The 24611-nt window shown below is 67.7% G+C and carries 25 protein-coding genes and 1 riboswitch; of the genes, 11 read left to right on the forward strand and 14 right to left on the reverse strand.

Annotated features, from left to right (window positions below):
- Nucleotides 1-3: 3 nt before the first annotated feature.
- Both Q0632_RS21190 and Q0632_RS21195 read right to left on the reverse strand, forming a co-directional pair.
- The gene (locus tag Q0632_RS21190; RefSeq protein ID WP_298933968.1) at nucleotides 4-447 is read right to left on the reverse strand and encodes an ArsI/CadI family heavy metal resistance metalloenzyme; all 444 of its coding nucleotides are present in this window, start codon (nucleotides 445-447) and stop codon (nucleotides 4-6) included.
- 19 nt (nucleotides 448-466) lie between these two features.
- A complete protein-coding gene (locus tag Q0632_RS21195) occupies nucleotides 467-796 on the reverse strand; it encodes a helix-turn-helix transcriptional regulator (protein WP_298933970.1) in 330 nt (109 codons plus the stop codon).
- A 194-nt stretch (nucleotides 797-990) separates the two neighbouring features.
- Here Q0632_RS21195 and Q0632_RS21200 point away from each other — a divergent pair, with 194 nt between their 5' ends.
- Entirely contained in the window at nucleotides 991-1887 is an 897-nt protein-coding gene (locus Q0632_RS21200; protein WP_298934177.1) for a formylglycine-generating enzyme family protein, read from the forward strand.
- A gap of 6 nt (nucleotides 1888-1893) precedes the next feature.
- On the opposite strand, the gene Q0632_RS21205 is transcribed toward Q0632_RS21200, so the two are convergent.
- From Q0632_RS21205 to Q0632_RS21220, 4 genes are all read right to left on the reverse strand, one after another.
- Nucleotides 1894-3117, reverse strand: a complete 1224-nt coding sequence (locus tag Q0632_RS21205) for an ArgE/DapE family deacylase (RefSeq protein WP_298933972.1) — start codon at nucleotides 3115-3117, stop codon at nucleotides 1894-1896.
- A gap of 5 nt (nucleotides 3118-3122) precedes the next feature.
- Complete coding sequence (uraD, locus tag Q0632_RS21210) at nucleotides 3123-4904, reverse strand: 2-oxo-4-hydroxy-4-carboxy-5-ureidoimidazoline decarboxylase (protein ID WP_298933974.1); 1782 nt, start codon at nucleotides 4902-4904, stop codon at nucleotides 3123-3125.
- Between the two features lie 5 nt (nucleotides 4905-4909).
- The gene (gene puuE, locus Q0632_RS21215) at nucleotides 4910-5845 is read right to left on the reverse strand and encodes an allantoinase PuuE (protein ID WP_298933976.1); all 936 of its coding nucleotides are present in this window, start codon (nucleotides 5843-5845) and stop codon (nucleotides 4910-4912) included.
- Between the two features lie 85 nt (nucleotides 5846-5930).
- Complete coding sequence (locus tag Q0632_RS21220; RefSeq protein ID WP_298933978.1) at nucleotides 5931-6593, reverse strand: GntR family transcriptional regulator; 663 nt, start codon at nucleotides 6591-6593, stop codon at nucleotides 5931-5933.
- 65 nt (nucleotides 6594-6658) lie between these two features.
- Here Q0632_RS21220 and uraH point away from each other — a divergent pair, with 65 nt between their 5' ends.
- Complete coding sequence (gene uraH / locus Q0632_RS21225; RefSeq protein ID WP_298933980.1) at nucleotides 6659-7012, forward strand: hydroxyisourate hydrolase; 354 nt, start codon at nucleotides 6659-6661, stop codon at nucleotides 7010-7012.
- A gap of 2 nt (nucleotides 7013-7014) precedes the next feature.
- Here the strand turns inward: uraH and Q0632_RS21230 are convergent, their stop codons facing one another.
- Nucleotides 7015-7458 (reverse strand): hypothetical protein, encoded by a 444-nt coding sequence (locus tag Q0632_RS21230; protein ID WP_298934181.1) that lies wholly within the window; start codon nucleotides 7456-7458, stop codon nucleotides 7015-7017.
- A gap of 184 nt (nucleotides 7459-7642) precedes the next feature.
- Here Q0632_RS21230 and xdhC point away from each other — a divergent pair, with 184 nt between their 5' ends.
- The 4 genes from xdhC to Q0632_RS21250 all read left to right on the forward strand — a co-directional run bounded on the left by xdhC (nucleotide 7643) and on the right by Q0632_RS21250 (nucleotide 12023).
- Complete coding sequence (gene xdhC / locus Q0632_RS21235; RefSeq protein WP_298933982.1) at nucleotides 7643-8449, forward strand: xanthine dehydrogenase accessory protein XdhC; 807 nt, start codon at nucleotides 7643-7645, stop codon at nucleotides 8447-8449.
- Nucleotides 8450-8548: 99 nt separating this feature from the next.
- Nucleotides 8549-9766 (forward strand): urate hydroxylase PuuD, encoded by a 1218-nt coding sequence (locus Q0632_RS21240; protein WP_298933984.1) that lies wholly within the window; start codon nucleotides 8549-8551, stop codon nucleotides 9764-9766.
- A gap of 7 nt (nucleotides 9767-9773) precedes the next feature.
- Nucleotides 9774-11201 (forward strand): 8-oxoguanine deaminase, encoded by a 1428-nt coding sequence (locus tag Q0632_RS21245; protein WP_298933986.1) that lies wholly within the window; start codon nucleotides 9774-9776, stop codon nucleotides 11199-11201.
- 75 nt (nucleotides 11202-11276) lie between these two features.
- Nucleotides 11277-11434, forward strand: a riboswitch (FMN riboswitch).
- Nucleotides 11435-11522: 88 nt separating this feature from the next.
- Nucleotides 11523-12023: a 6,7-dimethyl-8-ribityllumazine synthase gene (locus Q0632_RS21250; RefSeq protein ID WP_298933988.1), complete on the forward strand. Its 501-nt coding sequence runs from the start codon at nucleotides 11523-11525 to the stop codon at nucleotides 12021-12023.
- 36 nt (nucleotides 12024-12059) lie between these two features.
- On the opposite strand, the gene Q0632_RS21255 is transcribed toward Q0632_RS21250, so the two are convergent.
- Together Q0632_RS21255 and Q0632_RS21260 are read right to left on the reverse strand one after the other, a co-directional pair.
- Nucleotides 12060-12656, reverse strand: coding sequence for a hypothetical protein (locus Q0632_RS21255; protein WP_298933990.1), 597 nt, complete (start codon nucleotides 12654-12656; stop codon nucleotides 12060-12062).
- A gap of 115 nt (nucleotides 12657-12771) precedes the next feature.
- On the reverse strand, nucleotides 12772-15048 hold the full coding sequence (locus tag Q0632_RS21260; protein WP_298933992.1) for a DUF4214 domain-containing protein: 2277 nt from the start codon (nucleotides 15046-15048) through the stop codon (nucleotides 12772-12774).
- Nucleotides 15049-15095: 47 nt separating this feature from the next.
- Between Q0632_RS21260 and Q0632_RS21265 the strand changes: the two genes are divergently transcribed.
- Entirely contained in the window at nucleotides 15096-16412 is a 1317-nt protein-coding gene (locus tag Q0632_RS21265; protein WP_298933994.1) for a glycerate kinase, read from the forward strand.
- 25 nt (nucleotides 16413-16437) lie between these two features.
- On the opposite strand, the gene Q0632_RS21270 is transcribed toward Q0632_RS21265, so the two are convergent.
- Both Q0632_RS21270 and Q0632_RS21275 read right to left on the reverse strand, forming a co-directional pair.
- Nucleotides 16438-18108, reverse strand: coding sequence for a DUF4214 domain-containing protein (locus tag Q0632_RS21270; protein ID WP_298933997.1), 1671 nt, complete (start codon nucleotides 18106-18108; stop codon nucleotides 16438-16440).
- Nucleotides 18109-18273: 165 nt separating this feature from the next.
- Nucleotides 18274-19113: an IclR family transcriptional regulator gene (locus tag Q0632_RS21275; RefSeq protein ID WP_298933999.1), complete on the reverse strand. Its 840-nt coding sequence runs from the start codon at nucleotides 19111-19113 to the stop codon at nucleotides 18274-18276.
- A gap of 132 nt (nucleotides 19114-19245) precedes the next feature.
- Here Q0632_RS21275 and Q0632_RS21280 point away from each other — a divergent pair, with 132 nt between their 5' ends.
- The 4 genes from Q0632_RS21280 (at nucleotide 19246) to Q0632_RS21295 (ending at nucleotide 21556) form a co-directional block, all read left to right on the forward strand.
- A complete protein-coding gene (locus Q0632_RS21280; RefSeq protein ID WP_298934001.1) occupies nucleotides 19246-19971 on the forward strand; it encodes a hypothetical protein in 726 nt (241 codons plus the stop codon).
- 9 nt (nucleotides 19972-19980) lie between these two features.
- Nucleotides 19981-20277: a LysR family transcriptional regulator gene (locus Q0632_RS21285; protein WP_298934004.1), complete on the forward strand. Its 297-nt coding sequence runs from the start codon at nucleotides 19981-19983 to the stop codon at nucleotides 20275-20277.
- 47 nt (nucleotides 20278-20324) lie between these two features.
- On the forward strand, nucleotides 20325-20525 hold the full coding sequence (locus Q0632_RS21290; RefSeq protein WP_298934006.1) for a hypothetical protein: 201 nt from the start codon (nucleotides 20325-20327) through the stop codon (nucleotides 20523-20525).
- A 152-nt stretch (nucleotides 20526-20677) separates the two neighbouring features.
- Nucleotides 20678-21556 (forward strand): DUF4214 domain-containing protein, encoded by an 879-nt coding sequence (locus Q0632_RS21295; protein ID WP_298934009.1) that lies wholly within the window; start codon nucleotides 20678-20680, stop codon nucleotides 21554-21556.
- Nucleotides 21557-21562: 6 nt separating this feature from the next.
- On the opposite strand, the gene Q0632_RS21300 is transcribed toward Q0632_RS21295, so the two are convergent.
- Genes Q0632_RS21300 through Q0632_RS21310 form a run of 3 tightly spaced genes read right to left on the reverse strand, consistent with a single transcriptional unit; the run spans nucleotide 21563 to nucleotide 24598 of the window.
- Nucleotides 21563-21994: a thioesterase family protein gene (locus tag Q0632_RS21300; RefSeq protein WP_298934011.1), complete on the reverse strand. Its 432-nt coding sequence runs from the start codon at nucleotides 21992-21994 to the stop codon at nucleotides 21563-21565.
- 3 nt (nucleotides 21995-21997) lie between these two features.
- Nucleotides 21998-22981 (reverse strand): tripartite tricarboxylate transporter substrate binding protein, encoded by a 984-nt coding sequence (locus tag Q0632_RS21305; RefSeq protein ID WP_298934013.1) that lies wholly within the window; start codon nucleotides 22979-22981, stop codon nucleotides 21998-22000.
- 30 nt (nucleotides 22982-23011) lie between these two features.
- Nucleotides 23012-24598: an indolepyruvate oxidoreductase subunit beta family protein gene (locus Q0632_RS21310; RefSeq protein ID WP_298934015.1), complete on the reverse strand. Its 1587-nt coding sequence runs from the start codon at nucleotides 24596-24598 to the stop codon at nucleotides 23012-23014.
- Between the last annotated feature and the right edge of the window lie 13 nt (nucleotides 24599-24611).

Here is a 24611-nt window from a genome sequence, read left to right on the forward strand (position 1 = left end):
GGCCTAGCAGCAGGACTGCGTCTGCGCAGACTTGGGTGCGCAGCAAGCAGGGCCTGCGGATGAAGCCGCTTTTTCGCTGAAGACGGGAATATCCGCCAGCGTGTGGAACTGCTCCCAGGCGATGCCCTGCGGATCGGTGATCCAGTGCTTCTCGCTGCGGGCGTAGCAGCAGGTGGTGGCGCCGTCGTCGGCCAGCGCCATGTCGGCGGCCTGGGCACGCGCCTTCAAGACAGCCAGTTCTTCCTGGGAATCGGTCTGGAAGCCCAGGTGGTCGACACCGGGCTTGTCGCCACGGGTGGAAATGGCGAAGTTGATGCGGGGGTCGTCCAGCATCCATTTCGCGTAGTCGTTCTCCACCCGGCTGGGTTCGGCGTCGAACAGCCTGGAATAAAAGGCGATGCTCGCCTGCAGGTTCTCGACGTGGGCATGGACGTGGAAGCGCTTCATGGTGGGTCTCCGGTGGTGGTCAGCAGGTGGTGCAGGCGGCGGCCGCTGGGTCGACGGCGCACTCCGCGCCCTGGCAGCAGTTGTCTGTGAGGTAGGCGAGCAAGGCGTTCATCTGCCCGAAGGCGGCCCGGTAGATCTGGTTGCGGCTGGCGCGCTCCTGGGTGAGCAGACCGGCGTTGGTCAACTCCTTCAGGTGGAAGGACAGGGCGCTAGGGGAGATGCCCAGGCCGTCGGCCATGGTGCCTGGCGTCATGCCTCTGGGCCCGGCCACGACCAGGGCGCGAAACACCTGGAGGCGCACGGGCTGGGCCAGGGCGGCAAGGGCTTTGACAACGCTTGTTTCATCCATATTTCAATAATACATGAAATATGAAGTTGCGGCTGCCTGCTTGCCGGCCCGGTTCTAATGGAGACTTCCGCCTCAACGAGAGAGCAAGCACCAGCATGATCCGCAGCTCCGTCCCGTCATGGCTAGCCGCCATCGCCTGCCTGGCCCTCGCCGCCTGTGCGACCCCGCCACCGTTGGCCACCAACCGCCTGGGGATGGAACTGGTCCTGGTCCCGGCCGGCGAGTTCACCATGGGCAACGATGCGCTCGTGCAGGAAATGGCCCAGCTCTTCCCCGGCCTGGAGCTCACGCGCCTGCAAGACCTGCGGGACGAAACCCCCGCCCACCGCGTGCGCATCACGCGGCCCTTCTACATGGCGCGGCACGAAGTGACGGTGGGCCAGTTCCGCCAGTTCCTGGCCGGCTCGGGTCACGTGCCGGAGTCCGTGGCCGATGGCACGGGCGGCTACGGCTATTCCGCCAGTTACGACCCCAGCGCCACCCGGCGCGGCGACGCCTTCGAAGGCCGCGACCCGCGCTACTCCTGGCACAACCCCGGCTTTGCGCAGACAGAGGGGCATCCGGTGGTCAACGTGACCTGGAACGACGCCCAGGCCCTGGCCCGCTGGCTCAGCGCCACCGAGGGGCGCCACTACCGTCTGCCCACGGAGGCCGAATGGGAATACGCCTGCCGCGCCGGCACGCGCACGCAATTCCACAGCGGCGATGCGCCGGCCTCATTGAGCGCGGTGGCCAATGTGTTCGATGCCGATGCGGCGCCGCACTGGCCCAAGTGGCAGGCCTTCGCGCTTCCCGCCGCGGATGGCTTTGCGTTCACCGCACCTGTGGGCCGGTTCGCGCCCAACGCCTTCGGCTTGCACGACATGCACGGCAACGTCTGGGAATGGACGGCTGACTGGCACGACGACAGCTACTACGCCCGTTCGCCGCAGGACGATCCGCAGGGACCGGCCGAGGGCGGCGTGAAGGTGCGGCGCGGCGGCTCCTGGCACACCTGGCCGCTCTATGCGCGCTGCGCCTACCGCAACTGGAATGCACAGGACACGCGCTACACCCTCGTGGGAATCCGCCTGGTGATGGAAGCGCAGTAGGCCGGCTTACTGCAGCAGGTCGTACAGCACCCGCGCCACCACCTTGGTGGCCTTGCGCAGATCTGCCAGGTCCAGGCGCTCGTCGGCGCGCTTGGCGTGCGACTCCAGCACGCTGCGCGGGCCCGAGCCATAGATCACGCCGGGGATGCCGGCCTCGCCGTACAGGCGCACGTCGGTGTACAGCGGCGTGCCCATGGCGGGGATGGGCTGGCCGAACAGCTGTTCGCCGTGCTTCTGGATCGCATCGACCAGGGGCTTGTTGCCCGCCAGCGGCCGCATGGAGTTGGCCAACAGGATGCGTTTGATGTCCACCGTGATGCCCTTGCATTGGGCGGCAGCATCGGCGATCACCTGGCGAATGGATTTCTCCACCTCCACCGGGTTTTCTTCCGGGATCATGCGGCGGTCCAGCTTGAACACCACCTTGCCGGGCACGACGTTGGTGTTGGTGCCGCCCTCGATGCGGCCCACGTTCAGATAGGGGTGCTGGATACCGGCGACATCCGATGTCACCTTCTTGTACAGCGCGTTCTGTGCGTACAAGGCATTGAGGATGGCGACGGCGCCCTGCAGCGCATCGACACCGGTGTCGGGGATGGCGGCATGGGCCATCTTGCCGTGCACCGTCACCTCCATCTGCAGGCAGCCGTTGTGCGCCGTCACCACCTCGTAGCTGAAGCCAGCCGCCATCATCAGGTCTGGTTGGGTCAGCTTGTTCTTGAGCAGCCAGCCCGGGCCCATCTCGCCGCCGAACTCCTCGTCGTAGGTGAAGTGCAGTTCCACCGCGCCCTTGAGTTGGGCCTGCAGCGACTCCAGCGCGCGCACGGCGAAGCTGAAGCTGGCAAAGTCGCCCTTGCTCACCGCCGTGGCGCGGCCGTAGATCTTGCCGTCCACGATCTCGCCGCCATAGGGGTCATGGCTCCAGCCTTCACCCGGCGGCACCACGTCGCCGTGGGCGTTCAGGGCGATGGTGCGGCCTTCGCCGTATTTGCGGCGCACGATGAGGTTGGTGATGGACTCCAGGCCATAGGCCTGCACCTCGGCCCGCGGCACGGGATATTTTTCCGCCTCGAAGCCGAAGGCCTTGAGCAGTTCGGCCGTGCGCTCTGCATGCGGCGCGTTGTTGCCAGGTGGCGTGTCGGTGGGCACGCGCACCAGTTCCTGCAGGAAGCGCACTTCCTCATCGAAGTGGGCGTCGATCCAGGCGTCGAGCGTGGCGTAGGCTGTCATGTCGTTCATTGGGTTTCGGTCGCAAGCTGGTCCAGCAGGCCCAGGAAGGCCCGCACGCCCAGGGCTATGTCCTCGTTGGTCGTGCTTTCCAGCGGGTTGTGGCTGATGCCGGCGTTCTGGCCGCGTACGAAGAGCATGGCCTGGGGCATCACCTCGTGCAACTTCATGGCGTCGTGGCCGGCGCCGCTGGGCATGCGAAACAGCGGCACACCCAGGGCGTCCACCGCTTGTTCCCAGCGCTGCTGCCAGGCCGGCGCGCTGGGCGCCGCGGCGGCACGCATGGTCTGCTCCACTGTGTGGCGCACACCGCGGCGCTCGCAGATGGCCTGGAGTTGCGCCAGCACGTCGGCCACCATGGCGTCGCGCTGCGCGTCATTGGGGGCGCGCAAATCGAGCGTGAAGACGCAGCGGCCCGGCACCACATTGGTGGAGCCGCCCGGCACGTTGAGGATGCCGATGGTGCCCACAGAGTCGCCGTCCTGCGCCGCGCGCTGCTCCACGTAGAGCGCCAGTTCGGCCACGGCCGCGGCGGCATCGCGGCGGCGGTTCATGGGCGTGGTGCCGGCGTGGCTGGCCATGCCGATCACCTCGCACAGGTAGCGCACGCCGCCATTGATGGAAGTGACGATGCCCAGCGGCAGGTCCAGCTCATTGAGCACCGGGCCCTGCTCGATGTGGACCTCGACAAAGCCCAGGTAGTCGGAGGGGGTGCGCTGCAGGGCGTCAATGGCCTGCAGATCGGCCGGCAGGCCGGCATTCTTCATCGCATCGGCCATGCTGATGCCGTCGACGTCTTTCTGTGTCAGCCAGTCGGGGTTGAAGCCGCCGATGAGCGCGCCCGAACCCAGAAAGGTGGCCTTGTAGCGCTGGCCTTCCTCTTCCGAGAAGCCCACCACCTCGATGCCGAAGGGCAGGCGCCGGCCGGCTTGCGCCAGGGCACGCACGCAGGCCATGGGCGTGAAAATGCCCAGGCGGCCGTCGTACTTGCCGCCGTTGCGCACAGTGTCGTAGTGCGAGCCTGTGAGCAGGCGTTTGGCGCCGGGGGAGGCTGCTTCGTAGCGGCCCACCACATTGCCCACGGCATCGATGTCCACCGTGTCGAAGCCGCAGTCCCGCATGTCCTGCGCAATGCGCGCTGCCGCTGCGCGGTGGGCGTCGGTCAGGTAGGTGACGGTGAGCTGGCCCAGCTCCTTGAAGCCGGGGTCGCTGAACTCGGCCAGGCTTTCCTGCCAGTCCCAGACCAGGTTGCCCAGCTCGGGCTGCACGCCGAACTTGTCGGCCAGGCGGATCTCGGCGATGCGGTGGATGTTGCGCAGGGCCTCGCCCAGCTCGAAGTCCGGATGGTGGTCCACGCGGCGCTCGAAGGTCTCGATGATCTGCTGGCGCGTCAGGCCGCTGCCGCGCGGGCCACGCACCGCCAGGATGAAGGGGAAGCCAAAGCGTTCGTTGTAGGCGGCGTTGAGCTGCTGGATCTTGGCGAACTCCTGCGGCGTGCAGTCCGTCAGGCCGGCCTTGCCCTGTTCGTTGGTGGATTCGGCGGTCAGCGTTTTGCTGACCATGGCCTTGCCCGCCAGCTCGGGGTGGGCGCGGATCAGAGTGAGCTGCTTGTCGCGGCCGGCATCGGCCACCACGCGCGCCATGGCGTACTTGAGGTGGGCCAGGGAGCGGAAGGGCCGCTGCGCCATCGCGGCTGCGGCGATCCAGGGCGAATGCTCGTAGGTGCCGTCCAGCAGTTGTGCGGCGTCGGCGGCGCTGGCCGCGTTGAGTTGGTCCAGGGTGAGGGCCATGTGCATCAGCCTTGAAAAGGATGGGTCTGCTTCCAGTGGCGCGCGATGTCGATGCGGCGCGTGATCCAGACCTTGTCGTGCTTTTGCACATGGTCCAGGAAGCGCTGCAGGGCGACGATGCGACCGGGCCGGCCCAGCAGGCGGCAGTGCATGCCGATGCTCAGCATCTTGGGCGCCTCTTTGCCTTCGGCATAAAGGGCATCGAAGCTGTCGCGCAGGTAGACGAAAAAGTCCTCGGCTTGCGCAAAGCCCTGGGGCAGGGAAAAGCGCATGTCGTTGGTGTCCAGGGTGTAGGGCACGATGAGTTGCGGCACAACGGCGCCGTCGGTCTTTTGCACCTTCATCCAGAAGGGCAGGTCGTCGCCGTAGTAGTCGCTGTCGTACTCGAAGCCGCCGTAGTCGGCCACCAGGCGGCGCGTGTTGGGGCTGTCGCGGCCGGTGTACCAGCCCAGGGGGCGCTCGCCCGTCATCTCTTGGATGATCTCCATACCGACGCGCATGTGCTCGCGCTCCACTTCCTCGGGCAGGCCCTGGTAATGGATCCAGCGCCAGCCGTGGCAGGCGATTTCGTGGCCCAGCTCCTGGAAGGCGGCCGTCAGCTCGGGGTGGCGCTGCAAGGCCATGCTCACGCCGAACACCGTCAGCGGCAGCTGGCGCTTCTCGAACTCGCGCAGCAGGCGCCAGACGCCGGCGCGCGAGCCGTACTCATAGACGCCTTCCATGCTGATGTGGCGCGCCGGGTAGGTCGCCGGGTTGAACATCTCGGAGAGAAACTGCTCGGAACCGGCGTCGCCATGGAGCACGGCGTTCTCGCCGCCTTCCTCGTAGTTGAGGACGAACTGCAGGGCGATGCGGGCCTGGCCGGGCCATTGCGCGTGGGGCGGATTGCGGCCGTAGCCGACCAGGTCGCGCGGGTAGGGGGCTGTGCTGTCGTAGGTCATGGTTCAGTGCCCGCCCGGCCGCCCGTAGGGCACTGAGGCCCCCTCGGGGGGCAGCGAACGGATGTGAGCGTGGGGGTCGTCATGTTCATGCGAGTGCCAGGGCGATGTCGTGGGTGGGCAGCTGGCGGTCGAAGGCCAGGCTCTGCTCCACATGCAAGAGGTGTTCCTCCATCAGGCGCACGGCACGCCCTTCGTCGCGGGCCGCCAGGGCCTTGACGATCTCCACGTGCTCCTCCTGCGAGTGGCGCGCTGCGCCGCCCGGCTGGTACATCAGGGTGATCAGGGAGGCGCGCGAGACCAGGTCCTTGAGGATCTGGGCCAGCACCTCGTTGCCCATGAGTTCGGCCATGCGCACGTGGAAGTCGCCCAGCAGTTCGACGCGCTCCGCAGCGTCCTGGCTGTCGACGGCGGCTTTTTCCAGGGCCACGTGCTCGCGCAGGGCGCGCAGGCGGGCCGGTGTCATCTCGCGCACGAAGGCGCGGGTCATTTCGGCTTCCAGCATGCGGCGCACTGCAAAGACCTGGCGCGCCTCTTGCACCGAGGGGGTGGAGACGAAGGCGCCGCGCGCCGGCTCCAGCGTCACCAGGCGGTTTTGCGCCAGCTGGAACAGGGCCTGGCGCACCAGGGTGCGCGAGACGCCAAAGTGGTCGGCCAGCTTCTGCTCGGCCAGCTTGCTGCCCGGCTGCAGCCTGTGCTCCACGATGGCCCGGGTGAGCGATTCGACGATGACGCTGGTGGAGGACTCCATGGCGGCATGATAGTCCTGAACGGGAAAAGTGTATACACTTGTGTCCACCAAATACGGAGAAGACCATGGGTTTGAGCACGCACGTCCTGGACACCATGCATGGAGCGCCGGCCGTCGGCATGACGGTGTCGCTCTACACCACGCAGGGCGAGGCCGCCACGCTGGTCAAGAGCTTTGTGCTCAACCAGGACGGGCGCAACCCCGGCGGCCTGCTCTATGACAGCACCAGCCTGAAAACCGGCACCTACCGCCTGGTGTTCGATGTGGCGGCGTACTTCAAGGCCCGCGGCGTGGCCCTGCCCGAGCCCAACTTCCTCAACCGCGTCAGCCTGGACTTCGGCGTGGCCCACGCCGACCAGCACTACCACGTGCCCCTGCTGGTGAGCCCATGGGCCTATTCGACTTACCGCGGCAGTTGAGACTAGTCCTGCCCCTCGGTCAGGGTGTCCAGCTGGAACTTGCCGTTCTTGTGCCACAGCCAGGTGTCGGTGTAGACCACCTTGCCCATGCGGGCCGGCACCGGGTAGGGCGCGGCGGCGCGGACGGTGCGCTCGATCTCGGCGATCACTTCCGGCGCGTGCTTGGGCGCGCGCATCCAGTTCAGGCTGCGCACCGCGCCGCGGTTGTCGATGTCCACCTGCAGCACGCCGATGGCATAGAGCATGGGCGGCAGCCGGCCCTGGTAGATGCGATCGCGGTTCAGCCCGTACAGGTGGGTGGCGGCGTCCTGGCGGTAGGCCTTGGGGTTGCCGGCGGCCGAGGCGCGTGTGCCAGTGATGGGGGTGGCGCCCGATTGCACGGTCTCGGGCGAGGCCGTTGCGGCGGGCGGCGGCGCGGAGCTGCAGGCGGCCAGGATGGCGGCCATTGCGCTGCTCAGGGGCAGAGCCAGGCGGCGCAGTCTGGAAAGCTGTTGTTTCAAGGTTTTGTCTCCAATCGTGGGCGGATCGCCGCAAGGCTGATCCATTCAACGGCATTGAGCATACTGTGATGACAGCGTTTACAAAAGAATCCGCCGCTTGCGTCCGCTTGCGCGATTCCCCGCCATGTCCATGAAAGATTTCACAAGCCGCCTGGCCCGCTCCGATGCCGTGCTGGTGCAGGTGGCCGCCACCCAGGGCTCGGTGCCGCGCGAGGCCGGCGCCTGGATGGCCGTGTTTGCCGATGCGGTGGCCGGCACCATCGGCGGCGGCCAGCTGGAACACGAGGCCATCGCCCAGGCGCGGCGCCGCCTGGCCGGCGACCAGGCAGGGCAGGGCGAGGAGGCGTTGCAGCGCTATCCCCTGGGCCCCAGCCTGGGCCAGTGCTGCGGCGGCGTGGTGCAGCTGCGCTACCGTCGCGTCACGGCCGCTGACCTGCCGTCCCTGCGCCAGGAGCTGGCCACGCCGGCCGTGCCCCTGGCCCTGTTCGGCGGGGGTCATGTGGGCAAGGCCCTGGTCCGCGTCCTGGGCCAGCTGCCCTTTGCCGTGACCTGGATCGACAGCCGCGACGAGATCTTCCCGACCGAGCTGCCCGACAACGTGGCCTGCGAGCATTCCGACCCGGTGCAGGCAGCGGTTGCCGGCCTGGCGCCCGGCTCTCGGGTCCTGGTCATGAGCTTCAGTCATGCCGAGGATCTGGACGTGGTGGCGGCCTGCCTGCAGCGCCAGCGCGCGCATGCCGACCTGCCTTTCATCGGCCTGATCGGCAGCCAGACCAAGTGGGCCACCTTCCGCCACCGGCTGGAGGCACGCGGCTTCAGCGCCGAAGAACTGGCCCATGTGACCTGCCCGATCGGCCTGGCCGGTATCACGGGCAAGCAGCCCGAGGTGATCGCCGTCAGCGTGGCGGCACAGCTTTTGCATACACTCTCGCTCTAGACATCAGGCCGCAGCGGCGCCGGGCTTTCCAGCCCTTGGTTCGCGGCCCCATCTGCTCAGAGCGCCCGCGGTGGTGAGCAGGCCCCGAAAGATTGAGACATGGAAAGCTATCTTCTCGACTGGGCCAACCTGCTGCTGCGCTGGGTCCACGTCATCACCGCCATCGCCTGGGTCGGCTCCTCGTTCTACTTCGTCTTCCTGGACAGCAGCCTGACGCCGCCGGTCGATGAAGACCTGAAAAAGCAGGGCGTCAGCGGCGAGCTCTGGGCGGTGCACGGCGGCGGCTTCTACCACCCGGTCAAGTTCGCGGTCAAGCCGCCCGAGCTGCCCCAACACCTGCACTGGTTTTACTGGGAGAGCTATTCCACCTGGCTGTCGGGCTTTGCCCTGTTCACGGCCTCCTACATCTGGAACGCCGGCAGCTACCTGGTCGACAAGTCGCTGATGAACTGGTCGCCCGGCGCGGCCATCAGCGTGGCCCTGGCCTTCTTCGTGGTGTTCTGGATGCTCTACGACGCCATCTGCCAGTTTTTCGCCCAGCGCAAGAACGGCGAGGCCATCGTCGGCGCGCTGGTGCTGCTCCTGGTCTGCGTCGCCTCGTGGCTGGCCTGCCACTGGTTTGCCGGCCGCGCCGCCTTCCTGCTGGTGGGCGCCATGATCGCCACCTCCATGAGCGCCAACGTCTTTTTCTGGATCATCCCGGGCCAGAAAAAGGTGATCGCATCGATCAGGGCCGGCGAGCCGGTGGACCCGGTCCATGGCCAGCGCGGCAAGCAGCGCAGCGTGCACAACACCTACTTCACGCTGCCGGTGCTGTTTGCCATGCTGAGCAACCACTACAGCTTCACCTGGAGCCATCCGCACAACTGGCTGGTGCTGATCCTGATGATGTTCGCCGGCGCCGCCATCCGCCAGTTCTTCGTCATGCGCCACGGCCACAAGCTGGGGCGCAACGGCAACCCGCTGCCCTACGCTCTGGTGGGCATTGCGGTGATCATCGCCACCATCGTCTGGCTCAAGCCTTCCGCTCCTGATTCAATAGCATCTCAGGTCCAATCCACGGGGGCTGGAGCCGAATCCGGCTTCAAATCCGTGCAAACGGTGCTGGAGCAGCGCTGCTATGCCTGCCATGGCGCCCAGGTGCAGATGAAGAACCTGCGGCTGGACTCGCCGGCCCTGGCCAAGCAGCACGCCCAGAACATCTACCAGCAGGCCGTGGTCACCAAGGTCATGCCGCTGAACAACGCCACCGGCATCACCGACGCCGAGCGCGCCGTGATCGGCCGCTGGTTCCAGGCCGGCGCCTCGCTGGACTGAGGCCGCCATGCGCACACTGCTGATCCGAGGTGCCGACTGCATCGCCACGCAGGACGCGGCGCTGGGCGAGCTGCGCGGGGCCTCGGTCCTGGTGCGCGGCCACCGCATCGAGGCCATCGGCCCGGCCGACGCGCTGCCGCAAGAGGCCGACGAGGTGATCGACGCGCGCGGCCACATCGTGGTGCCCGGCCTGGTCAACACCCACCACCACATGTACCAGTCGCTCACGCGCGCCATCCCTGGCGTGCAGGACGCGGAGCTGTTCGCCTGGCTGCGCGGCCTCTACCCGATCTGGGCCGGCCTGACGCCGGAGATGGTGCGTGTCTCCACCCAGGTGGCGATGGCGGAACTGCTGCTGGGGGGCTGCACCACCAGCAGCGACCACCTCTACATCTATCCCAATGGCGTGCGGCTGGACGACAGCATCGAGGCGGCGGCGCAGATCGGCATGCGCTTTACCGCCAGCCGCGGCAGCATGAGCGTGGGCCAGTCCCAGGGCGGCCTGCCGCCCGACAGCGTGGTCGAGCGCGAGGACGCCATCCTGCGCGACAGCCTGCGCCTGATCGAGAGCTTCCACGACGCATCGCACGGCGCGATGACCCAGGTGGCGCTGGCGCCTTGCTCGCCCTTCAGCGTCAGCCGCGACCTGATGCGCGAGTCGGCCGCGCTGGCCCGAGCCCATGGCGTGCGCCTGCACACCCATCTGGCCGAGAACGACCACGACGTCGCCTACAGCCAGGCCAAGTTCGGCTGCACGCCGGCCCAGTACGCGCAGGAGCTGGGCTGGCTGGGCCACGACGTCTGGCATGCCCACTGCGTCAAGCTCGATGACGAGGGCATCTTCCTGTTCGCTGCCAGCCGCACCGGCGTCGCCCATTGCCCCTGCAGCAATATGCGCCTGGCCTCGGGCATCGCGCCTGTGCGCCGCATGCTCGATGCCGGCGTGCCGGTGGGCCTGGGCGTGGACGGCAGCGCCAGCAACGACGGCGCCCAGCTGCTGGCCGAGGCGCGCCAGGCCCTGCTGCTGGCCCGCGTGGCGCGCGCGCTGCAGCCGCCGGAGACGGACCCCACGGGCCGGACCTTCTTTGGCTGCGACCTGGGCCCGGCGCAGATGACGGCGCGCGACGCCCTGGCCCTGGCCACGCGCGGCGGCGCCCAGGTGCTGGGCCGCAGCGACATCGGCCACCTGGCGCCCGGCATGTGCGCCGACATGGCGCTGTACGACCTGCGCACTGCGGCGATGGCCGGCGCTGCGGTGCACGACCCGGTCGGTGCGCTGATGCTGTGCGCCAGCCCGCAGGCAGCCTGGACCATCGTCAATGGCCGCGCCGTGGTGCGCGAAGGCCGGCTGGCCACTCTGGACCTGCCGCCCCTGCTGGAGCGCCACAACCGGCTGGCCATCGTGCTGGCCGAAGCGGCGCGCAGCGCGCATTAGCCCGAACCATCCCCTGCGCGACACGCGGGGATTGGTGCCCAGCCTAAAATCACAGCGCCAGCCTGCAAAGGCTGGCAGCGTTCTCAGGGCGGGGTGCAATTCCCCACCGGCGGTATCCGTGCGCAAGCGCGGGAGCCCGCGAGCGCCCGGCCTGCGCCACAGCGCGTGCCGGGGTCAGCAGACCTGGTGCGATGCCAGGGCCGACGGTCACAGTCCGGATGAAAGAGACGCGAAGTCTGGCTGCCGCATGCGCCTCTGGTGCAGGCGGGGTCGGCCGTTCGCACGCGCCCTGATTCTGGCAACCAGCTCTTTGGCAACACCATGAACCAGGCTTCTTCTGTCTCCGTCTCCGCTTCTTCCAACGGCAGCCGCATCCGCGTCGCCGTCATCTGTTCGTCCTGGCACCAGGACATCGTCCACCAGGCGCGCGACGCACTGCTGGCGGAGTTCGAGCGCGGCGGCCTGCCGTCCAGCCGGGTCGACCTGCTGGACGTGCCCGGCGCGTTCGAGATCCCGCTGCTGGCCCGCAAGCTGGCGCGCAGCCGCCGCTACGACGCCATCATTGCCTGCGGCCTGGTGGTCAACGGCGGCATCTACCGCCATGAATTCGTCAGCAGCGCCGTCATCGACGGCCTGATGCGCGTGCAACTGGACACCGAGGTGCCGGTGCTGTCGGCGGTGCTGACGCCGCGCGACTTCCACGAGCACGAGGACCACCTGCGCTTTTTCAGGGAGCACTTCGTCAAGAAGGGCACGGAGGTGGCGCGCGCCTGCCTGGACACCATCGCCTGCCACCGGCAGTTCGACAACGTGCCGGCCTGAGGACGCGCGCGGGCCCGCTGCTGCGGGCCGGGAGGCTTACTTCTTGGCGGGAGCCTTGTCGACCGCGATGGCCACGGCTTCGATGAAGACGGCCTCGACCTGGTCGCCGACCTTGATGTCGGCCAGCTGCTTGGGATCTTCCACCTTCAGGTCGACCGTGCGTTCCGGTCCGCGCAGGCGTACCGTCTTTTTTGCCTGGTCGATCGAGACCACATCGGCGATGACGCGGATCTCACGCGCTGCCGCGGCGGCGGGCGCCTCGCCCGGCTTGGCGCGGACCGCGCCTTCGGTTTCGGTCTTGGTGCGGGTGGCGCCGCCGTTCTTCTTGAGCTCCAGCGCCACGGCCACGGTGTGGCTGAGCGTCACCTGGTCGCCGGCCTTGACCTGGGCCAGGTTTTTCACATCGGGGCTGGCGGTAAAGCTGTAGACCGATCCGTCGGCCCCGCGCAGCTTGACCTTGCGCGTGGTCTGGTCGATCGATTCGACCACGGCGGTGGTCCGCGCATCGGCCACGATGGCACCGGCGCCTTGTGCCTTGGCACCGCCGACGGTGAGGGTCTGGGCCTGGGTGGCGGGCGCGACGGCCGCGAACAGGGCCGCGGCGATGAAGGGGGTCAGGTTTTTCAGGTGCATGGTGATCTCCAGTGTTGCAGCGAGGATAGGAGTGCGCCGCCCGGCAGGCCATTGCCCTTTGGTCGCATGCCTGGGTAGCGCCACCGCCCTTTTGCCGGGCGGGTGGCGCTGCCGTTCAGCCGAAACTCGCCAGGTATGGTGCGGTCGAGGTTCCGACCAGGCCAACGACGGTGTCGGCAGTTGGGTCGTACGTCGTATCCTCGGCGCGGTTCTGGATGACGTAGATGGCTCCCGTGCCGGCCAAGGAAGCGCCATTGAGCGTGACGGCGATGGTGTCGCCCACCTGGCCCCAGAAATTCGCATGGACTGCAATCTGTGCGGCAACGGCGGTTGCGATGTCGGTTGCCAGCGTGCCGGCGGTCGTTCCGGTGGAAGCGAAGGCAGCGGCGACGGAGAAGTTGGCCGTCCCCGTGGTGGCGATGATGGAGGTCGGCCTCGTGGCCAGTTTCAGCACATCCCATGCCGGCTGGAGGTTGGTCTGGAAGTCGGTGATGGTCACCAGCGAGGTGTTGAGTGACTCGGTCGCGCCGATGACGAAGGTGTCGTACTCCGCGCCGCCGGTCAGCACGTCCGCGCCCCCACCGCCTGAGATGGTGTCCCTGCCGGCGCCTGTGGTGATGGTGTTTGCACCGGCCGTGGCAGTGACCGTGAGGTTTCCCGAGGAGCTTGACGCGAGATTGCCGGCGGTCAGGGAGACCGTCGCCGCATGCGTGCCGGCCAGCGTCAGCGTCTGCCCCGCTAGCAGCGCGTCGGCATTGACCGTCTGGCCGCTGCCGCCGGTGGTCACGCTGTTGGCGCCTGCCGCCAACTGGAAGAATTCAACGCCGTCCGCCAACGTGGCACCGCCGGTCAAGGCTGTTGTCAGGATGATCTTCTCGGCGTTCGCTCCGGTGCCGGCGGCGGTGACGCCGGTGAAAGCGAGGTACTGGGCCGCCGTCATGCTGACGTCGTTGGTGCCTGTCACTGACGTCGCGTCGAAGTTCAGCTGCGTGATGTTGCTGATTGCGGCCTGTGACAGGTTCGCCAGGTCCCTGACGTTCAGGGTGTTGGCGGCGCCTGTACCGCCGTCCAGGACGCTGGTGGCGTTCAATGAGAGCTGTCCCACATTGAACGTGTCGGCCGCTATGGAACCGGAGACCTGCTGGACGGTGCTGCCCAGCGTGAAGGTCGAGGCCGCCTGCAGGATGTACTTTTCGATGTTGGACAAGCCTGAGCCGTTGAAGGCGGTGGTCAAGGTGATGCTTTCACCGCCCGCTCCGTTGGCGGCGACGTTCATGCTGATGAACAGCGCATGCTGGGCTGCCGTCATCGTCAGGTCATTGGTCCCGGCAACGCCGGTGCTGTCGAACGTCAGACGGACAAAGTTGCTGAGCGTGGCACCGGAAAGGTCCGCGCCGTCCCTGACTTCAATGGCGTTGCCGAAGGGGGCGCCGCCGTTGAGATTGCCCGTTGCCCGCAATGCCAGCACCTTGACGGTATCGTCGCCCGAGCCGCCGGTGACCGAGTCGCCGGCGGCGTTCAAGGTGACCGTGGTCGCGCCGGCATAGCCCGCTGCGCTGAAGCTCGTCACGCTGTTGGTCAGCGAGCCGGACGATGCAGTCACGGGGCTGGCGGCACGCGTGGCTGCGCCATTGAGGGTGTAGACGAAGGCGTCGGTGGATGTGCCCGACAGGCTCACCGCGTGCGTGGCTTCGACCAGCGTGAAGGGCGCCGGGGCCGGAGCCGGAGCCGACGGTGCGGGGGCTGGTGCTGGCGGGTTGGTGGCCAGGCCCACCTGATGAAGCAGGGCGCTGTTGGCGGCGAACAGGCTGGCAGCGGTCGCATCCACGGTTTTGAGAAAGGCTCTTGCGCTTGCGGCGGCAGCCGCGCCCGAGTAACCCGCGATTTCCGCGGGAGTGTCCAGCTGGACCACGAAGGCGGTTGCAACCGCGACTTTGTTCTGCACCGCCGTCCGGTCCGAGTTCTGCGCGCCTTGCAGGATGGCCAGCGCGGCGGATGCGGCGGTCAGCCGGCCCGAAGTGATTTCCGCGGACCAGTAGCTCAGGGCGTCGGGTTCGGCGTCGCGATTGAAAAGATTCTGGTAGATCGCGTTGATCGGCGCGCTGCCGGAAGCGCTGCCATACAGGGCGATCGACTCCGCCGAAGTGCTGAAGTCGGCTGAGACCGTCTGAAGGCTGAAGGCAGGGTTGGACGTGTAGTACGCCAGGCCAGCGGCGTCGGGAGGACGGCCGAAGTAGGCCAGGTACAGCTCGATGAGCTCAGATTTGGAAACAGACAAACTAACCCCTGAAAGACGGATGGGCTTGGCAGCCGCTTGAAGGTGAAGCGCACCAGCGACGCTGCAGAAAAGGGAGCCCATTGCCCCTGGGATCGACTGCTTTCGAACGGGCATGATTATGCTTACAGTTGGCAGCGTCACAATCGGCGCAGGAGACAAGAATGACCGCGCCCGACCCCGCCACCCAGCCCCGCGCCTTCCTCGAGCACCTGTACCAGGCGGCCGTGCTGCGGGCCCTGCCCCTGCACACCATGGCGGGCTTTCTGCCGCCGCCGCCCAAGGGCCGGACCATCGTGCTGGGCGCGGGCAAGGCCGGCGGCTCGATGGCCCAAGCGGTCGAGGCCCTGTGGCCGGCCGATGCGCCGCTGCAAGGCCTGGTCGTCACCCGCTACCACCACATCCCGCCGCGCCCCGCCGGCCTGGCGCAGCGGCTGGAGTTGGTCGAGGCCTCCCATCCCGTGCCCGATGCCGCCGGCCAGGACGCGGCCCAGCGCATCCTGGCGATGACCCAGGGCCTGACGGCCGATGACCTGGTGCTGTGCCTGATCTCGGGCGGCGGATCGGCCCTGCTGACGCTGCCGGCCGAGGGCCTGACGCTGGAAGACAAGCAGCGCATCAACCGCGACCTTCTCAACAGCGGCGCCAACATCGGCGAGATGAACTGCGTGCGCAAGCACCTGTCGCGCATCAAGGGTGGCCGCCTGGCCGCGGCCTGCGCGCCGGCCCGCGTGGTGACGCTCACCATCAGCGACGTGCCGGGCGACGACCCCTCGGTCATCGCCAGCGGCCCCACCGTGGCCGATGCGACGAGCTGTGCCGATGCGCTCGCCATCCTGCAGCGCTATGGCATCGCCGTGCCCGGCGGCATCATGCGCCTGCTGGAGCAGGGCGCCCTGGAGACCCCCAAGCCGGGTGATCGTGCCTTCGACGGCCACCAGGTGCATTTGATCGCCACGCCCCAGCAGTCGCTGGAGGCGGCCGCCGCTGCGGCCCGCGCCGCCGGCATCGATGCCCACATCCTGTCCGACGAAATGGAAGGCGAGTCGCGCGAGGTCGGCAAGGTCCATGCCGCGCTGGCACGCGCTGTGGCCCAGCGTGGCCAGCCCTTTGGCAAACCCTGCGTCATCCTGTCGGGCGGCGAGACCACGGTGACGGTGAAGAAGCGGGCCGAGGGCGCGCCCAAGGGCCGCGGTGGCCGTGCCGGCGAGTTTTGCCTGGGCCTGGCCCAGGCCCTGCAAGGTCAGCCCCATGTCTGGGCGCTGGCGGCCGACACCGACGGCATCGATGGCGTGGAAGACAACGCCGGCGCCTTCGTCGCGCCCGACACCCTGGCGCGGGCGCAAGTCCTGGGCATGAAGGCCTCGGCCTTCCTGGACCGCAACGACGCCTACGGCTGGTTCAGCGCCCTGGGCGACCTGGTGGTCACCGGGCCGACCCACACCAACGTCAACGACTTCCGGGCAATGCTGGTGCTGTGAGCAGTGACCTGCCCTTGCTCGGAGCTCAGCGGCGCATCAGGCTGACGCGGGCGGCGTTGCACTGTTCGCCGGTTTCATAGGAAGCGCGGTAGTTGTAGCCTGCTGCGCCGCAGAAGGTGTCATTGACGTCGGAGGGGCCGGCGCATTCGGCCTCCACCAGCGTGCGCACCTGCCCCGCCATGAGCGCGTCGAGCGATTGGTACGTCATGGTGCAGACGTGATAACGAAGGCCCTCGCCAAAGCCGTTGGCGCCCGGGCTGCTGGTGCCTGCGACGATGCCTGTGCTGCCCGCCGTGCCGCAGGACGTCGCCTCGAACGCGTTGCGGGTGGTCAGGATCATCTTGGCGTACACGTCGTTGTACTCGGCGTTTGCCTGGGAGACCAATCCGCGCTGGCACGCGGCGACGATCTGCTGGAGCCGCAGGTCTGCTTGCGCGACGAAAGAGGACACCTGGATGCCGCAGGCATTGGCCTGGGTCCTTTCTGCCGCGGAAATCCGGTCCGTGAAATTGCAGCCCGAACTTGAGCCGCTGGTACCGCTGCCGCCAACACTTGGCGGCGTGATCTGGCGTTCCGTGAACGGGATGCCGTTGCGGATCGCAGGCGCCACGTTGGCCTTGTTCTCTGGAGATTCGGAAAACCCGATCAGTGTGTCTGCGCGGCTGCCCCCCTGCCCGTCGATCCGGTCAACGTGGTACTGCAAGCCGCCCGCATCGGGCGCGCGATTCAGGACGTTGGCATACAGCTGGGTGATGAACTGGCTGGTCGTGAGCGAGCCGTACTTGCTCTGGAACTCCGGGCTGTTGATGAAGTTGCGCGCGACGCTGCTCATGGGCAGGTTGAGTGTTTCCACTTCTGCGATCTGGTAGCCCAATCCCTGGGCGTCGGGTACGCGGCCAAAGGCGGCGCGGTACAGGCGGTACACCGCCCCCGGCGGGCCATCCACGTTCGTGCTGACCACCGAATCGGAAAACTTGACCTGCTGCGCATTGGGATACCAGCGTCCCACGCCAGACCGGGAAGCGATCGCGATTCCCTGGTCAAGCTTGAGGGTGCCATAGGACTGCACGGACAGACCCAGGCTGGGGTTGGCGGTTTCCATGCGCTTGAAGCCGTAGCCAACATAAATGTTGTCCAAGTAGACATTGGAACCGGTGATGTGCACCCGGAAGTTGCCCGTGGCAAAAAACTGCCGTGGCGCGGGCCTGAGCTGGACGCGCAGAGTGCCGGAGCCGTTGGCGCCGCCGTCGAGCAGCGGCCATGGCCCGTCCTGAACGCTGCCTGGCGTGACGGAGACCTGGAGGTGAGGATCCGTGCCCGCGCTGCGGTAGCTGACCTCCAAAATGGGCTGGACCTGATTACCCTGCAGGCCTGGAATCGAGATGTCCTGATAGACAGCCGCGTTGGCCCCGTTCAGGTACAGCACCTTGTCGATCTTGTTGGTCACGTAGGGTGCGTTGACAACCGTGAAGCCTTGTCCGCTCCATGAGGCTGTGCCTTGTTCGAAGTGGCCATTGGTCACCAGGTTGCAGCACATTGCCTCCTCGCCCAGTGCCGTCGGAGCCTGTGGCGCCTGGGCAGCAGATTGTGGTGCACCCGCGACCAAGTCAGGTGTGGGCTCCTGGCTCCCTCCGCACGACGCCAGGAGAACCAGTGCACTTTGTGCGGCAACCAGACGAAGGCTCTGCATGAACATGGTGGTACCTGCAAGGGAGGAAACGCGGGCGGAGCGCCGACAATGAGGGTGGCCCAGAAGGCCTCCTCTGGCTATCCCCCAGTTGTGGGGTATGCCGGCCTGGCCTGGGCGTGTAGCGCGCACGTGCCTGGAGGCAAAGATCGTCGCCCAACCCGGCCGGCGCGGCTAGCGCGGGCCTGCGGCGCGGCCGCGCTTGGGCTGGTCGGCCAGGTTGCCCCAGGTGCCGACGTTGGCGCCTTTGAGCAGGGGCGAGGCATGGCCCGACACCGCCAGCTCCTGCGCGGCCGACAGAAGGGCCGGCGCGAACTGCTTCATGCGTGCCAGCGTCAGCCGCGACGAGGGCCCGGCCACCACGATCACGCCCGTGGCGGGCTCGCCGGCCTTTTGCACCGGCGCCGCCATCGAACTCATGCCCGGCGCGTAGGCCTCCTGGATGATGCTGAAGCCGCGATGGCGGGCCTCGTCCAGCACCTTGAGCAAGGCCTTGACGCTGGTTGGCGCGTTCGGCCCGTAGTGCTTGGGGTCGCCCATCCCCTGGTGCGTGACGAACTCGATCGCCAGGTCCTCGGGCAGGGTCATCAGCCAGGCCTGGCCGGCGGCGCTGCACGACAGGCGCAGGTCGATGCCCATGTCGGGGTCGTACAGCAGGCCCGAGCGCGCGCCCTGGGCCTTGGCCACCAGGGTCAGGCGCTCGCCGTCGACGATGGCCAGGCGCACCATTTCCTCGGTGGCCTGGGCCAAGCGGTGGATCACCGGCTGCGCGATATCGACCACGCCCGACTTGCTCAGGAAGCTCAGGCCCATGGATGCCATCTTGGTGGTCAGCGCGTAGTCGCCGCGCGGCAGCTGGCGGACGTAGCCGTAGCGGATCAGTTCGTGCAGCGTGCGGTGGCAGCCGCTGCGCAGCTGGTTCAGCTCGGTGGCGATGGTGGCCAGGGCGGCGCCCTCGGGGCAGTCGGTCAGGTATTCCAGGATCGCCAGTGCCTTTTCCATTGCGCCGCTCATGGGGATCCTGTCGTTCAAAATTTGAACGCTAGCAGAAATTTGAATGGCGTTCAACTTTCTGGCATGATCGCCGCCGCCTGGCAACGACGAGATCAACCTGATGCAAAAGAATTCCAGCCCGGTGGTGTGCCCATGAGCATGCTGGGACAAGCGGCCTTGGCCATGTGGTGGGACATGGCCGGCGCCATGCGCGCCGACTTCGAGCACTGGCACAGCCACGAGCACTTTCCCGAGCGCCTGGCCATTCCCGGCTTTCGCCGCGCCAGCCGCTGGAGCGATGCCCGCGGCGGTGAGGGCGTGTTCCAGATGTACGAACTCGAGGACCACGGCGTGCTGTCTTCCGGCCCTTACCTGGCGCGGCTGAACGCGCCGTCTCCCTGGTCGACGCGCATGATGCCGCACCACCGCAACATGGTGCGCAGCCAGTGCGGGGTGCTCGAGTCGCATGGCGGCGTGACGGCACGCCACGCGCTGACGGTGCGCCTGTCGCCCGCGCCTGGCAGCGATGGCGACATCCTGCGCCAGCAACTGGCGCCGCTGCTGGCCCAATTGCCCGGCCGCGCCGGCCTGACCGGCGCCCACCTGCTGCAGCACCGTACGCCGGCGATTGCCCAGACCACCGAACAGAAGATCCGCGGCGGCGACAGCTTTGCCGACTGGGTGCTGGTGGCCACCGGCTACGACGCCCAGGCGCTGCAAGCCCTGGAGCGTGCCGAGTTCGGGCAGGCCGCGCTGGCAACCCTGGGCGCCTCGCCCGGCAGCGTCAGCGGCCTGTACCAGCTGTCGTACTCGGCCACGCCTGTGGACACCGCGTCCGTCCCCCCTTTCTCACCCCCGGCCAGCGAGGCCGACCGCTGAGACCGTGCCGTGCGCCCGGACCTGAATCTGGCCCATGTGCTGGTGGCGCTCGAGGAGTGCCGCTCGCTCAAGGGTGCGGCTGGGTCCCTCGGGGTGAGCGAAAGCACGGTGCGCAATGCGCTTGCGATGCTGCGACTGCAGGTCGGCGATCCGCTGTTCACCGCGCGCGACGGCGTGCTGTACCCGACACGGCAAGGCGCCGATCTGGCGCGCCGCCTGCGTCCCGCCATCAAGGCCGTGGCCGCCGCACTGGTGCCCGTGGTCGCAGTGCCGCAGCTGTCCGGGCAATACGTCACAGCAATCTGAAGCAGTCCGTCATCGCGCGATGGCGGGGCTGCGGGCATGCTTGCGGCATGAAAGTGCAACAAGCTTCCGACTTCCCGGCCCAGCGCGTTCTGCGTGACCTACTGGAACGCTTTCGGGCTTCTTCCAGCTCAGGCAAGCAGCGGGCGGCGGACGAGCGCCGCCTGGAAAAGGCCCTGGCCTGCGCCCACGCGTGCAAGGAACAGGACAGCGTCCTGCCCGGCATCGAGGTGACCTACCTGGACCTCTGATGGGGCCCGGGGCGGCCCACGCCCGGGCCGCATGATGGCGGCGCCGTTGTGCGGGCGCGACAAGGGCGCCGGCAGCTGATGGGGGAAGATCGCGCAGCCAGAGGATATTTGGTCAAATCGCGCAAGCAAAAAACCATCGCCCCAGGACCTTGATGCACACGCCATTGCACTTTCCTTCCCGTTTCATGTCCGGCGTGCTGCTCACCACGGTGCTGTTGTTGGGGGCATGTGGCGGCGGCGGCCCGGCTGAAGTCGCCGGCGGGCAGGCTCCACAGAGCGCCGAAACGCCCATGGCGGCGGATGTGCTCTCGGGTTACAGCGGCCAGGCCTACCGCATGTACCAGGCGGCGTTCGACAGGGCGCCGGACGCGCAGGGCCTGGCGTACTACGTCGACAAGCTGTCGACAGGCCAGTTGACGCTGAAGAACATGGCTGTGGGCTTCTTCAACAGCCCGGAATTCAAGGCGCGCTACGGCGAGGTCAGCCCCAGGATCTTCGTGGAACTGCTGTACCAGAATGTCCTGGGCCGCGCCCCCGACACCGCCGGCCTGTTTTTCCATGAGTCCAATCTGGCGACGCGGCGCCTGGACTACGCCGACACCCTGGCCTCGTTCTCCGAATCGCCCGAGAACATCGAGCGGGTGGCGACGAAGTACAACGCTTCCACGGGCAGCGGTGGCGCAGGGCAGTTGCGTTTCTATCTTTACCAGCCCATGCATGCAGGGCCGAGCGCGACCGTCAACCCGGGTTGCTATTCGCAGACCATCAGCGTTGCCAAGCCGGCCGAATCCAGCGCGCAATCCTTTGCGAACGCGAAAATCATTTTCGACTCCTACTACGCGCAAATGAGGGCCAAGTGCATTGCGGCGGCGGACGGCCAGCGCATCCTTCCGAGGCCGGATGGAACCGTCATGGGCGGGGAGTGGAATGTGATCAATGACGAGAAATTGGCGGGTGCCGAAGCCGCGCGCGACAACATGATTCGCCAATACCCCGGCCAGCAAATCATGGTGACCCTGGCCGTGCAATGAGCAGGCTCACGCGCACAGAGCCTTGATCGACGGCGGAATCTCCAGGGCGCGGATGCCGCCGCCTTCGCGGTGGGCCGCGAAGATGCGCACCTCGTCGCACTCCATGATCAGGTCCTCGCCACGTACAACGCGGTAGCGCTGCACGAAGCTCTTGCCGCGCCACTCGGCGATGCTGGTGTGGATCTGCAGCGTGTCGCCATAGCTGGCGGTCTTGACGAACTTCGCATGGGTGTCGACCAGGGGCGTGCCCATCACGCCCAGGGTCTTCTCGGTCTCGTGCCAGGGCGGCACGCCGCATTCCACGAAGAAATGCCGCGAGGCCGCGTCGATCCAGCGGAAGAAGTTGGGAAACCAGACGATGCGCGCGGGGTCGCAGTCGCCGAATTCCACCTTCACGGTGTAGGCGACGCTGCGGCCGCTGTCTTTCGCTTCGCTCAAGATTCAATCACCCTTGATGTTGCGGGCGCGGATCAAAGCGCCGAAGCGCACGCTGTCGATCTGGGCGCGCATGCCGAAGTCCTGCGGGCTCATGGGCGCGGGGATGCCGCCGATGGCAGCCATGCGCTCGCCGAAGGCCTGGCTGCGCACGATCTTGTTGATCTCGGTGTTCAGGCGCGTCACCACGGCGGCCGGCGTGGCGCTGGCGGCGTAGAAGCCGAACCAGGTGTCGGCGTCGAAGCCCTTGAGGCCTGCTTCTTCCATGGTCGGCACGTCCGGGTACTGGGGCGAGCGCTTGGGGCTGCCCACGGCCAGCAGCTTGAGCTTGCCGGCCTTGACCTGCTGCAGGCCGATGCCGGGGTCGAACATGAAGTCGATCTGGCCGCCCAGCAGGTCCTGCATGGCAGGCGCCGCGCCGCGGTAGGGGATGTGGGTGGCGAACAGGTTGGTCTGTGCCTTCATCATCTCGGCCGCCAGGTGCGGTGAGCTGCCGTTGCCGGGCGAGCCGTAGCTCAGGCGGCCGGGGTTGGCCTTGAGGTAGGCCAGGAATTCCTTGGCGTTGTTGACTGGCAGCTTGGGGTTGACTTCCAGGTAGACCAGCACGCGCGCCGCGGCGGCCACCGGCACCAGGTCCTTGGCCGGGTCGAACGGCATCTTGGGGTACAGGTGCGGATTGATCGACACCGTGCCGCCAGAGCTCATGAGCAGGGTGTGACCGTCGGCCGGCTGCTTGACCACGTAGTCGCCCGCGATGTTGCCGTTGGCGCCGGCGCGGTTCTCCACCACCACTGGCTGGCCCAGCGCGTCCGACAGGGGCTGCGAAATGGCGCGGGCGATCTGGTCGGCGGCGCCGCCGGGCGGAAAGCTGACGATGAAGCGCACCGGCTTGCTGGGCCAGGCCTGGGCAAAAGCGGCCGGCGCGGCCAGGGCCAGCATTGCGGCGGTTGCAAGCGCCGCGCGGCGGCCGAAGGAAATGCTTTTTGTCATGGTTGTCTCCTTGAAAAAAATCGGGGTGGTCTAGCTTGCCAGGGTCTTGGGCTTGCGGACGAAGCGGATCGGCTGCTCCTTGACGGGGCGGGCCGGCGCGCCATGGGCCAGCAGTGTCGCATCCAGCGCGCGGCCGGCGTCGTCGGCCAAGGCAGCGGAACGCGCGGCTGCCACGGCCTGGGCCGCGGCTTGGGCGTCGGCGCCCAGGGCCAGGTGGTCCAGCACGTGCAGCAGGTTGTCCTTGCCGCGCTCGTTGGTCGCGCCATAGCCCTTGATCAGGCGGCCGCATAGGGCGATCTCGTGGCCCAGTTGCCAGTCGCGGCGGGTTCCCTGCACCACGCCGGCCAGCCATTTGCCGATCATGGCCTGCTCGTTGGCGTAGCGGCTGCCCCGCACGCGCAGCCACTTGAGCGAGGCCAGGCTGCGCAGGGCCAGCATGCCAAAGACCGAATGCGTGCCGATCTTCAGCGGCAGGGCCCAGGGCGTCTTGCCTGCCAACACGCGAGCGCGGTCCCAGGCCAGCACCTTGTTGGCCAGACCTACGGGCAGCAGGGCGGCGAACTCCGGCGCGCCCGGCTTGAAGTGGTCATAGACCTGCAGCAGGTCGTCCTCGCCGGCCTTGACCTCGCCGCTCACCCGCTGCCAGCGCGTGGCGCGGCTCTTGAGGTCGGCCACCCGCACGATGTCGTCGAAGGCCATCCACAGGGCCAGCCAGCGCGCTATCTCGGTGGTGGTGGCAAAGCCCTGGGCACCGGCCGGGTCGGCGGCGCGTTCGGCCGCCAGCACCTGTTGCAGGCGCTCGAGGTACAGGCGGGCATATGCCGGGCCCTGGTAGTCCAGCATGCGGGCATGGCCCAGCGCCAGCATGGCGTGCACCTGCGGCGGGAACATTGCAGCGATATCGGCCTCCAGCCCCCGTTGAATGGGCGCAACATGCTCCTCATTCGATAGCAGATCGCCGACGAAGGCGGCCTGGATGCGGGGCTGGCTGACGATGTCGTAGGCCCGCGCGAAGCCGCGCAGGCTGGCCTGCGCCATGCGCCCACCGTCGCCGCGCACCACCGCCTCGTAGTCGGTGCGGCTGAAGGGGAACAGGCCGCTGCCGGCCACCGCACCCAGCATCACGGCGCTGACGATGGTGCCGGCCTCCTTGGCCACCGCACCCATGTCGAACACGTGGTGCTCGCGGCTGAAGCGCCGCACCACGGCCAGCAGCTCGGCGCTGTCGGCGCGGCCGTCGCCCAGCTGCATGCGCTCCTGGGTGGTGAGGGTGCGGCCCGACGAGGTGATGACGGCCGTGCGGTCCGGCGCGCTCATGCCGTTGCCGATCTGGCGCGTGGTCTCCAGCAGCTCGGACGAGACGATGGCGTCGAGCGCGCCGGGCACGGGGTTCAGGCTGAACACCGGCTTGCGCCCGCCCAGCTGCGCCACCGGCACCGGGAAGACCTCGATGTAGTAAGTGGTGGCGCCGGTGCGCTGGGCCACGCCTGGGATGGAGGTGCTCTGGGCCGCATAGCCGGCGTGGCGCGCGGTCTCGATCAGCCATTCGGTCAGCACGCCGCCGCCTTCGCCGCCGAGGGCGCAGATCAGGAGGCTGGTGGGTCTTGCGTCGGTCATTGTTGTTTTCTTT

The sequence above is a fragment of the uncultured Ramlibacter sp. genome (genome assembly GCF_936925435.1).
Lineage (GTDB): Bacteria > Pseudomonadota > Gammaproteobacteria > Burkholderiales > Burkholderiaceae_C > Ramlibacter.

Coding starts and splice junctions, on each gene's coding strand:
- Q0632_RS21190 (WP_298933968.1), bottom strand. CDS start 447: ATGAAGCGCTTCCACGTCCATGCCCACGTCGAGAACCTGCAGGCGAGC.
- Q0632_RS21195 (WP_298933970.1), bottom strand. CDS start 796: ATGGATGAAACAAGCGTTGTCAAAGCCCTTGCCGCCCTGGCCCAGCCC.
- Q0632_RS21200 (WP_298934177.1), top strand. CDS start 991: ATGGAACTGGTCCTGGTCCCGGCCGGCGAGTTCACCATGGGCAACGAT.
- Q0632_RS21205 (WP_298933972.1), bottom strand. CDS start 3,117: ATGACAGCCTACGCCACGCTCGACGCCTGGATCGACGCCCACTTCGAT.
- uraD (WP_298933974.1), bottom strand. CDS start 4,904: ATGGCCCTCACCCTGGACCAACTCAACGCGGCCAGCGCCGCCGACGCC.
- puuE (WP_298933976.1), bottom strand. CDS start 5,845: ATGACCTACGACAGCACAGCCCCCTACCCGCGCGACCTGGTCGGCTAC.
- Q0632_RS21220 (WP_298933978.1), bottom strand. CDS start 6,593: ATGGAGTCCTCCACCAGCGTCATCGTCGAATCGCTCACCCGGGCCATC.
- uraH (WP_298933980.1), top strand. CDS start 6,659: ATGGGTTTGAGCACGCACGTCCTGGACACCATGCATGGAGCGCCGGCC.
- Q0632_RS21230 (WP_298934181.1), bottom strand. CDS start 7,458: ATGGCCGCCATCCTGGCCGCCTGCAGCTCCGCGCCGCCGCCCGCCGCA.
- xdhC (WP_298933982.1), top strand. CDS start 7,643: ATGAAAGATTTCACAAGCCGCCTGGCCCGCTCCGATGCCGTGCTGGTG.
- Q0632_RS21240 (WP_298933984.1), top strand. CDS start 8,549: ATGGAAAGCTATCTTCTCGACTGGGCCAACCTGCTGCTGCGCTGGGTC.
- Q0632_RS21245 (WP_298933986.1), top strand. CDS start 9,774: ATGCGCACACTGCTGATCCGAGGTGCCGACTGCATCGCCACGCAGGAC.
- Q0632_RS21250 (WP_298933988.1), top strand. CDS start 11,523: ATGAACCAGGCTTCTTCTGTCTCCGTCTCCGCTTCTTCCAACGGCAGC.
- Q0632_RS21255 (WP_298933990.1), bottom strand. CDS start 12,656: ATGCACCTGAAAAACCTGACCCCCTTCATCGCCGCGGCCCTGTTCGCG.
- Q0632_RS21260 (WP_298933992.1), bottom strand. CDS start 15,048: ATGCCCGTTCGAAAGCAGTCGATCCCAGGGGCAATGGGCTCCCTTTTC.
- Q0632_RS21265 (WP_298933994.1), top strand. CDS start 15,096: ATGACCGCGCCCGACCCCGCCACCCAGCCCCGCGCCTTCCTCGAGCAC.
- Q0632_RS21270 (WP_298933997.1), bottom strand. CDS start 18,108: ATGTTCATGCAGAGCCTTCGTCTGGTTGCCGCACAAAGTGCACTGGTT.
- Q0632_RS21275 (WP_298933999.1), bottom strand. CDS start 19,113: ATGAGCGGCGCAATGGAAAAGGCACTGGCGATCCTGGAATACCTGACC.
- Q0632_RS21280 (WP_298934001.1), top strand. CDS start 19,246: ATGAGCATGCTGGGACAAGCGGCCTTGGCCATGTGGTGGGACATGGCC.
- Q0632_RS21290 (WP_298934006.1), top strand. CDS start 20,325: ATGAAAGTGCAACAAGCTTCCGACTTCCCGGCCCAGCGCGTTCTGCGT.
- Q0632_RS21295 (WP_298934009.1), top strand. CDS start 20,678: ATGCACACGCCATTGCACTTTCCTTCCCGTTTCATGTCCGGCGTGCTG.
- Q0632_RS21305 (WP_298934013.1), bottom strand. CDS start 22,981: ATGACAAAAAGCATTTCCTTCGGCCGCCGCGCGGCGCTTGCAACCGCC.
- Q0632_RS21310 (WP_298934015.1), bottom strand. CDS start 24,598: ATGACCGACGCAAGACCCACCAGCCTCCTGATCTGCGCCCTCGGCGGC.